Genomic DNA, 10,462 nt, shown 5'->3' on the forward strand with positions numbered 1-10,462 from the left:
ATTATACAAAGAATTTTATTTATTAAGCTACTTAAATTGTCAAAAAAAACAAAATATTTTTAAACAGAAACAATAAATTTAGGGAAAATTGAACATGGCGAAATTAGACTACTATGAGATTTTAGGCGTTTCCAGAAATGCAGGAGAACGCGAAATCAAAAAAGCCTATAAACGCCTAGCAATAAAATTTCATCCAGATAGAAATCCTGGAAATACTGAAGCAGAAAAAAATTTTAAAAAAATAAAAAAAGCTTACGAAATATTAAGTGATCCTAAGAAAAAAACCGCTTATGATCAATATGGGCACGCTGCTTTTGAACAAAACAATATAAATGGAGAATTTACCACATCAAGTAGCGATTTTGGAGATATTTTCGGGGATGTCTTTGGAGATATTTTCGGAAGAAACAACAGAAAAAAGAAAACTTATAGAGGATCAGATTTATGTTACAATATAGAATTGTCTCTTGAAGAAGCCGTAAAAGGAACAAAAAGAGAAATTCGTATACCTACATTAGAAACATGTGGCATTTGCAACGGAACCGGAACTAAATCTGGAACTTTACCTACTTTGTGTAAAACTTGTCGGGGACATGGTCAAATACAAATGCAACAAGGTTTCTTTACTATTCAGCAAACTTGTCCAACTTGCCATGGTGAAGGAAAAATTATACAATATCCTTGTAATTTTTGTCAAGGAAATGGAAGAGTAGAAAAATATAAAACTTTATCTATAAAAATACCCGCTGGAGTTGACAATAATGATAGAATACGATTGTCTGGAAAAAGAGAAAGTGGAAAAAATAGAATACAAAATGGAGATTTATATATACAAATTCATGTAAAAAAACACAAAATTTTTGAAAGAGAAAACAATGATTTATATTGCGAAGTTCCAATTAATTTTTCCATAGCAGCTCTTGGTGGAGAAATTGAAGTACCGACTATTAACGGAAAAGTTGAATTAAAAATACCATCGGAAACACAAAGTGGAAAACTATTACGAATGAGAGGAAAAGGAGTCAAATCTATTAGAGATGGAAAACAAGGTGATCTACTATGTAAAATTGTAGTAGAAACTCCAGTAAAACTTAACGAAAGACAAAAACAATTATTAAAAGATTTAAAAACAAGTTTCGATGGACCTAGCGGAAATAAAAATAGTCCAAGATCTAAAAGTTTTCTTGATGGTGTAAAAAAATTTTTTGATAATTTAACAAGATAAATACAAATAAAAATTTGATTTAAAAGATAAAAAATAATAAAATAAAAAAATTTCTAATAAAAATAAAACGAAAGACCTTTCTCATAAAAATAAAATTACAACGAAAATTTTTATTCAAAATAAAACTATATATTAGAATTCTTTGTTTTGATAGAATTTATTTTTATCATCAAATTAGATTTATAACGCGCTACTTTGTTCCTGTGAAATAACTTCTTATTTACTTGACGATCTAAAATAGGTTGCAATAAAGAAAACGCAGAACTTGCGTTTTTTTTGTCACCATTTTTAATAAAAAAACGAACTTTTTTTATATAAGTCCGAATCATGGAACGTTGACTCATATTATATTTTCTGCGTTTTTCAGATTGAAAAATTCTTTTTTTACTTGATTTAATATTAACCATATTTTCATATGCTCACAAATTTAATAACATACAATAAAATTATTACTCTCGAAATTTTTAAACAAAATAAATCTTTTATAAATTTTTTAAATTTAAAATAAGAATTAAATTTTTAAAATAACTAATTTATATACCAAAACAAAAAACAAAACATATTTTCTATAAAAAATCAACCTTAATAAACTTCATTAATTACGATTAAATTTACAAATTCAAAATGAACTTTATTATACCATTATTCTATATAAAATAAAAACTAAAATACGCACACAATTTTATTATTTTAATAATTATTAAAAAATAAAATATATAGAACAATATATTTTATATGTTATAAATATAAATCTAAAAAATAAAATGCAAGACTACATTTTATTTAAACTTATATAAACTATTATCATAAAGACAAAATATATCAATTTAATACAAGATTTATAAAATATATCATCTTTCATAAGATATTTTAAATTCAATGTATAACATAAACATATTTTATATACAAAAATAATAATTCTAAAATAAAAACAATTTTTTTAATATGTATTTTACTAATAAGAAGATAATTATTTTCATTTTATTTTATTTACTTATAAAAACATTTTAATCAATTCTATAATGGATTTTAATATACATGAAAAATTACAAAGATACTTTAAATATGCCAAATACAAAATTTCCTATGCAAGGAAATTTACAAAAAAATGAACCAAAAATTTTACAAAAATGGAACGAAAAAAATATATATAAAAAAATCCGAGATTCCAAAAAAGGAAAAAAAATCTTTTTTTTACATGATGGTCCTGTATATGCTAACGGAAACATTCATATAGGACATGCAATTAACAAAATACTTAAAGATATCATTATTAAATTTAAAGGATTAATGGGATACGATGCCCCATACGTACCAGGATGGGATTGTCACGGATTACCAATAGAACTACAAGTAGAAAAAAAAATCGGAAAACCAGGAAAAAACATTAATCGAACCGAATTTCAAAAAATTTGCCGAAATTATGCAAAAAAACAAATAATAAAACAAAAAAAAGATTTTATACGATTAGGAATATTTGGAGATTGGAATAATCCTTATCTAACAATGAATTACACTACTGAAGCTAACACCATACGAACATTTAAAAAAATAGTTTCCAAAGGACACTTATACAAAGGAATGAAGCCAACATATTGGTGTGTAGACTGCACTTCTACATTAGCAGAATCCGAAGTGGAATATTATAACACTAAGTCTCTTTCTATATATTTTACATTTAAATCTAATAACACTGAAAAAATTATAAAAAAATTCAATATTAAAAATCAATATTATAATAAAACAATTTATTTAATAATTTGGACCACAAATCCATGGACTTTACCTGGAAACCAAGCTATAGCAATAAACCCAAAACATTATTATCAATTAATTGAAATTAACGGAAAAAATAATTTCATAATTAATGCTAATCTAGTAAAAAAAATAATGCAAAAAATGAATATACAAAAATGGAAAATTATAGGAACAACGCAAGGAAAAAATTTAGAATTAGAAAAATTTGAACATCCATTAATAAAATTTAATGTACCAATTGTATTAAACAAAAACATTACAGAAAAAACAGGAACAGGTTTAGTACATATTGCACCAGGACATGGATTAATTGATTATCTAATTAGTAAAAAATACAATTTAAAAATTATTAATTTAATCAATAAAAATGGACTTTACAAATCTGAAATATTTCCGCAACTAAATAATTTAAACATAAAAAAAGTAAATGATATTTTACTTAACATGTTAAAAAAAAAACATGCATTATTACATACAGAAAACACTGAACATGCATATCCACATTGTTGGAGACACAAAACACCAGTAATTTTTCGTTCAACACCCCAATGGTTTATTAATGTATTCAAAAAACAATCAATACTCGATCAAATAAATTGGATTCCAAAATGGGGAAAGCATAATATGAAAAATATGCTTATTAATTCTCCTGATTGGTGCATATCAAGACAACGTGTATGGGGTGTTCCTATTCCTTTTTTTGTACATAATCAAAATAACACCTTACATCCTAATACTATTAATCTTATAGAAAATGTAGCAAAAATAATTGAAAAAAATGGTATACAAGCTTGGAATAATTTAAAAGAAGAAGACATCCTAGGAAAAGAAGATGCAAAACTTTATCACAAAATAACAGATACATTAGATGTTTGGTTTGACTCAGGTGCTACCTATTTTTCTGTTACAAAAACTCGCCCAGAATTTATGAAACAAAAACCAGATATATATTTAGAAGGACATGATCAATATAGAGGATGGTTTTTATCATCTATAATTATATCCAATTTAATTGAAAAAAAACCTCCTTGTAATAAAATAATAAGTCATGGATTTTCTGTAGATAAAAAAGGAAATAAAATGTCTAAATCTATTGGAAATATAATAACACCAAAAAGCATTGTCAATAAATTTGGCGCAGATATTCTTCGATTATGGATTGCTTCTACCAATTATATAAATGAAATGTCCATTTCAAACGAAGTATTTAAAAATACTATAGATATTTATAGAAAGATCCGTAACACAATAAGATTTCTTTTATCCAATTTAAACGATTTTGATACAAATTTAAATATCTTAAAAAAAGAAAAAATGATAGAATTAGACTGCTGGGCTGTAAGTCGTGCAAGTAACACACAAAAAAAAATAATCTCTTTTTATGAAAAATATGAATTTCACAACGTTGTAAAACAAATAATGCAATTTTGTTCAATAGACATGAGTTCTTTTTATTTAAATATAATCAAGGATAGACAATATACAACAAAGAAAAACGGAATTAATAGAAGAAGTTGCCAAACAGCTATGTATCATATCATAGAGGCATTAGTTAGATGGATTTCTCCGATAATACCATTCACTGCTAATGAAATTTGGAGTTTCATTCCCGGAAAAAGAAAAAAATATATTTTTACAGAAACGTGGTATGAAAATCTATTTATTTTAGATAAAAAAAAATTAATTGATAATAATTTGTGGAAATTAATACAAAAAATACAAAATGAAACAAATAAAATAATAGAATATGCTAAAATTAAAAATATAATACGATCTTCGTTAGAAGCTAATATAATACTTTATGCAAAAAAAAAACTTGCTAAAAAATTGTTTATATTAAAAAATGAATTACATTTTGCATTATTAACCTCATCAGCTAAAATAAAAAATTTTCACGAAGATTATACAGAAAAAGCTACAATATGCAAAAACATAGAAGGACTAAAAATATTTCTAACCAAATCCAAAAAAATAAAATGTCCTCGTTGTTGGCATTATAAAATTGATGATAAAAAAGAAAACGATAGGAATAAAAATATTTGCGGTCGTTGTATTAACAATATTTATGGAGAAGGAGAAAAAAGAAAATTTATTTAAAATATAATAGAAAAAAAAATTTATTTTATTTTTTAATAACCTTGACAATTTTTTTGATAGACATATTTAGCAAATTAATAATTTTATTATATTTGCTTCCTGGAGAATCCATAGAAATAATTCCAAAATATTTAAATTTTACACATATTTATAATCCAGGAATAATATTTGGAATTTACTCAAATCAAAAAAAATATTGCTATATATTTTCTATAATATTATCTGTCACTATGTTAATTATACTTACTATTAAAGTATACAAAAAAAATAAAAAAAATAGCATAATTTATTCAATAATCATAGGAGGAATATTAGGAAATTTATTAAACAGAATATTATTATATGGAATAATTGATTTTATTGATTTTTATATTTATAATTATCATTTTCCAATATTCAATTTTGCAGATATTAGTATAATCATCGGAATAGGGTTAATTATATTCAAATTCAATAATACAAAAATAACTTAGTAATATTTTTACATATCCTTCCTTTATAAAAGGATATCAAAAATAATTTGTACTTATTTAAAATAAAAACAATATTATCTAAATATCTTTAAATAATTATTTAATTAACTTTATAAAATATTTCAATATACTATCAAAAAATAAAATCCAATTTTTGTTTTTTACAATTCTTGTATTTTAAAATTAAAATTTAAACATATAATCAAAATATTAACAATATATTAAAATTTAACCAATAAAACTTATAAAACATAAAAACTATCTTAACACTAAAAAATATGATGATTAGTATTATTAGTGCAATGTCAAAAAATCATGTTATTGGAATTAATAATTACATTCCATGGTATCTTCCAAATGATTTAAAGTGGTTTAAACATAACACAATAAATAAACCTATTATAATGGGAAACAATACTTATAAATCAATAAATAAAATTCCTTTACCAAACAGATTAAATATTATTTTAACAAAAAAAATTCACAAAACTAAAAAAAACAAAAACACTATTTTTGTTTCTAACAAAAAAACGGCACTCTCTATAATTCCTAAAAAAGAAAAAGAAATTATGATAATTGGAGGAAATCAAATATACAATATTTTTTTTAAACAAGCACATCGATTATACTTAACTCATGTTAATATTATAATAAAAGGAAATGTTTTTTTTCCAAAATATCAAAAAAATAATTGGTTTTCTATATACAAAAAATTTTCCTATGCAGACAAAAATAATCTATATGATTGTTTTTTTGAAATTCTTCAACGCCATTAATATATTTTTAAATTTATGAACAAATTAAATAAAAACAATCAAAACTATCATAATAAAAAATATAAAAATTTCAAAACAAATCATTTCATATTTAAATTTATTACTGAATAATTTTCGAAAATTTTACTTACAAATCTACATTTCCTCTATTAATTCATTTTATATAAATAAAAAACTATTTTAGAATGAATTTTTAAAATAAAAATCAAAAAATATACAAAATTAATTTTTTAAAATACCATTCATACAATTAAAACAAATAATAATTAAAACTAATAAATTATTTTTTAAATTAACACAAATTATTTTTTTTGAAATATTTTTTTATCTAGTATATTAGCTAATAAACAATAATTTTCTAAAGTTAAATTTTCAGCACGCAAAGAATCATCAAGATTTATTTTTTTAAAATCTTCAATATCAAATAAATACTGCAAACTATTTCTTATAATTTTTCTTCGTTGATTAAATGCATGCTCTATTATTTTTTGCAAAACTTGAACATTACGAACAAATATAAAAGGCTTTATAGGAACTAAACGAACTAAAGAAGAAAAAACTTTAGGAACTGGTTTAAATGAAGTTGGAGATATATCTAAAATATAAACAATTTCATAAAAATATTGCATAAATACACTAAGCTTACCATAAAATTTAGTATTAGGTTTTGCTACTAATCTAATAGCTATCTCTTTTTGCAATATCAAATATATATCAAAAATATAATCATTATATTTACAAAGATGAAATATTATTGAAATTGCAATATTATAAGGTAAACTTCCAAAAATTCTTAATAATTTATTATATTTTAAAAATAAATAAAAAAAGTTAATTTTTCTTACATCCTCTTCTAAAATAACTACTTTTTTTTCTAATATAACAGGATCCATAAATAATTGTTTAACTAAATCTTTATCAATTTCAATAGCAATCATATTGTTAACATAGCTTGCTATAATTTTTGTAAAAACACCAAGACCAGACCCAATTTCTACCATAATATCTTCTAATTTTGGATGAATAATTGATACAATTCTCTTTACATCTGAAGAATTACATAAAAAATTTTGACCCAATCTTTTTTTAACTCTATAATTTTTGTAAAAATAAAAATTCATTACATTATTAATTATTATTTATTTATTCATCAAAAAATAAATTAAAACAAAAATATAAAATTATTCATTCACATTAGCTTTAAGATATAAAACCAAATTTTTACGAATATGTAAAAATTATATCATTTATATTTGAAATATTTAATACATAAATACATAAAAATTGCTAAAAATAAAATTAAAATACACGATGAATCATATTAATGATATTAGGAAAAATATATTTAATATATTTATAAGCTATAAATAAAAATTAAACTAAAATTAATAAATTACATAACTCAAATAATAGAACACAAAAAATCTTTTAACTAATTTATCACATATACATATTATATAATATTAATATATGAAGAAGAAATTTTTTCTTGTATCCATAAATACATTTCTTCAATAAATTTTTTATGATATAAAAAATAATAGGCTTTTTTTTCTAAGACTGAATCTATATAACCAATTTTACATGTGTCAAATAATTGAATTAAATGCCAACCATAATTCGAATGAACCGGAAAACTAATTTCTTTTAACTTCAATTTTTCTATATGATATTGAAATATTGGATCCAAAAAATAAATAGATCTATAATTCAAAATCCCGTCTTTATTTTTAGAATGTAAATCCTCAGAAATTTTTTTAGTTAAAACATTAAAGTTTAAATAACCATTTTTTATAAGATAATAAAAATTTTTTAATTTATTAAAATTTCTTATATTAGCTATATCTTCTTCTGAATTTTGAAAAAAAATATGTTTCACATAAAATTTTTCAATCATTTTTTCTGCATTACGTACACAAATATTATTAATTTTAATGATGTGAAAACAAGAATTGAAAAAAACCGGACCAATAATATCACCTTTTTTAATATTTTGCAAATCAATCAGTATCGGAATTTCTTTTATTCTACACCATTTAGTAAAGCTTTTTTGCATAAAATTATTCTTTTGAGAAAATTTATTTAATAAATATTCAATGTTAAAAGTACCGTTTTCAATTTTAATTAATTTTTTTAATGAATTTATCATTATTCTTTTTTTATCTTCATTAGAAGAAAACACATCAGGAACTTTTATTGAAAAATAACTTAAATAAAATTGAGTCTCATTATCATATTGAATACAAATTTTCTTCATAGTAGATTCTATTTCTTCTGGTAAAATTATAAATTTTTTTCTAATTTCATCGAAAATAAATTGAGATATAATTAATTCTTTTTGAATCATATTTTTGATTCTTGCATATCGTAATGTTTCATCAACAGAAATTTTACTGTTATCTGTTTTGTTTATTATATTATAACCATGAAAAATTTTATTTACTTCATCTTCATTAACAAAAATACATTTTTTTTTCGCTAATTGAAAAATAATACTTCTTATAACCAGTTCTTTCAAAGGACATAATGGGGAAAAAAAATAATTAAACAAATTATTTTTATTATCCTCACTTTGAATATTCTTTTTTTTCATAAAAAAAATATTTTGCAAAGTACAAACATCACTTTTTAATAAAATATCCTCATTAACAATAGCAACTATTTTATCTGATTCATAAACAGAATTAGAAAAACCTATATTAATCTGTGTAAGATATATGAGAAAAAAAATTAAAAACTTAAGCACTTTACATTCCTTCAATATTCATAAAAAGTTTTAAAAAAATTATAAATTCTAAAAATTAACCAATTAAATATTAAAAAAATAAAAATATAACACTGCTACATATAATTTTATGAATCTTACTTTAACTAGTAATTTTGTTTACAATGACAAGTTAATTTTATATATTTTACACTTTTAATTTCAACAATTATTTGTGAAAATTTTATTTTTCCAAAAAGTAAATTTAATGTTTAATTAAAATTATATTTTAAAAAAAATCAGGAGTTTATTTTATCTAATCAAAAAAAATTCATGAGTTTCCATGGATATTACTGAAATATAATTCAGAAAATTCAAAATAAAAATCGTATTAAATTTTACATCTTGTATAAGATTAAAGTTTCATTTTTATATTTTGTAAAATTGTAAATCAAACGAAATTAAAAACAATGTTAAATATAGAAAATATTTTCAAAAACACGGATGAAATATAATAAAACCTATAAATCTAATTTTCTTAAATTAAATTAAATAATGTTTAATTTAATAACTTTATTTCACAATACAAATCTAAAATTGTTATTTAAAATAACTCCATACAAATGGAGAATCATTGTTTTAGATTTTATAAAAAATCATTTGTTATTAAATCATGAGTATAACAGATAAAATCTGGTTAACACATCAAAAATTTCAGATACACATTATTTTTTGAAAAAATTTTATTTTATATTTTTAATTTTCAATTCCGAAAAAATTTTATATTTTGTATTGTAATATATTACTTAATTTATTTAAATATATTTAATTAATTGCGTCTTTATTCGAAATTTTAAATTTTCTCATTTAAGAAAAAGTTTTTATACATTCTATAAAATATATATGAACCTACATTTAAATAATTTTTCGGAATCATAAAATTAATGCATGGATTATATTATATATTCCTTAACAAAAAAACAACTTTTATTTTATATATTTTCGAAGTTAATTAGATCTCATATAAGGTTTATACAAAATAATTTGATTACAATGTATTCTATTCCTAATTTTTTATTTAATCAAATAAAAAATTTTTTATATTTTACATAGTATGATATTATGTATAGAAACTGTTGTTTATAATAAAATGTGTTTCTTTGAGTTATAGGAAATTTATTTTTATTTTATTCACCGAAGTGGCGAAATTGGTAAACGCGGTTGATTCAAAATCATCTTCCTCATAAGGATTATCGGTTCGAGTCCGATCTTCGGTATTATATGTAAATAAATTTAGTATTTTAATCAATTGTTGTTATTACATTTTTTCAAAGTTTGTTTTTTTCTTTTTTGGTTCTACTTTTATCTTTTATAAAATTTTAACTCATTAAAGAAAATCGAATCTGTATAAAAAATTTTATGGGAAGTG

General features: G+C 21.1%; 7 protein-coding genes and 1 tRNA gene. 5 read left to right on the forward strand and 3 right to left on the reverse strand.

Annotated elements, in window-relative coordinates; genetic code table 11:
* Positions 1 to 94 precede the first annotated feature (94 nt).
* Positions 95 to 1,225: a molecular chaperone DnaJ gene (dnaJ, locus tag WEOB_RS02035; RefSeq protein WP_281263876.1), complete on the forward strand. Its 1,131-nt coding sequence runs from the start codon at positions 95 to 97 to the stop codon at positions 1,223 to 1,225.
* A 125-nt stretch (positions 1,226 to 1,350) separates the two neighbouring features.
* Here dnaJ and rpsT read toward each other — a convergent pair whose 3' ends face one another.
* On the reverse strand, positions 1,351 to 1,632 hold the full coding sequence (rpsT, locus tag WEOB_RS02040; protein ID WP_281263877.1) for a 30S ribosomal protein S20: 282 nt from the start codon (positions 1,630 to 1,632) through the stop codon (positions 1,351 to 1,353).
* A gap of 631 nt (positions 1,633 to 2,263) precedes the next feature.
* Here rpsT and ileS point away from each other — a divergent pair.
* From ileS to WEOB_RS02055, 3 genes are all read left to right on the forward strand, one after another.
* Entirely contained in the window at positions 2,264 to 5,080 is a 2,817-nt protein-coding gene (ileS, locus tag WEOB_RS02045) for an isoleucine--tRNA ligase (protein WP_281263878.1), read from the forward strand.
* A complete protein-coding gene (gene lspA, locus WEOB_RS02050; protein ID WP_281264084.1) occupies positions 5,071 to 5,553 on the forward strand; it encodes a signal peptidase II in 483 nt (160 codons plus the stop codon). The genes ileS and lspA overlap by 10 nt, the downstream gene beginning before the upstream one ends.
* A 278-nt stretch (positions 5,554 to 5,831) precedes the next feature.
* Complete coding sequence (locus tag WEOB_RS02055) at positions 5,832 to 6,329, forward strand: dihydrofolate reductase (RefSeq protein ID WP_281263879.1); 498 nt, start codon at positions 5,832 to 5,834, stop codon at positions 6,327 to 6,329.
* 302 nt (positions 6,330 to 6,631) lie between these two features.
* Here WEOB_RS02055 and rsmA read toward each other — a convergent pair whose 3' ends face one another.
* Both rsmA and WEOB_RS02065 read right to left on the reverse strand, forming a co-directional pair.
* On the reverse strand, positions 6,632 to 7,450 hold the full coding sequence (gene rsmA, locus WEOB_RS02060) for a 16S rRNA (adenine(1518)-N(6)/adenine(1519)-N(6))-dimethyltransferase RsmA (RefSeq protein ID WP_281263880.1): 819 nt from the start codon (positions 7,448 to 7,450) through the stop codon (positions 6,632 to 6,634).
* A 332-nt stretch (positions 7,451 to 7,782) separates the two neighbouring features.
* A complete protein-coding gene (locus WEOB_RS02065) occupies positions 7,783 to 9,075 on the reverse strand; it encodes a peptidylprolyl isomerase (RefSeq protein ID WP_281263881.1) in 1,293 nt (430 codons plus the stop codon).
* 1,151 nt (positions 9,076 to 10,226) lie between these two features.
* Between WEOB_RS02065 and WEOB_RS02070 the strand changes: the two genes are divergently transcribed.
* Positions 10,227 to 10,310: transfer RNA gene (locus tag WEOB_RS02070), tRNA-Leu, on the forward strand.
* Positions 10,311 to 10,462: the final 152 nt, after the last annotated feature.

It is taken from the genome of Candidatus Westeberhardia cardiocondylae (assembly GCA_001242845.1).
In the GTDB taxonomy this organism is placed as follows: Bacteria; Pseudomonadota; Gammaproteobacteria; order Enterobacterales; family Enterobacteriaceae; genus Westeberhardia; species Westeberhardia cardiocondylae.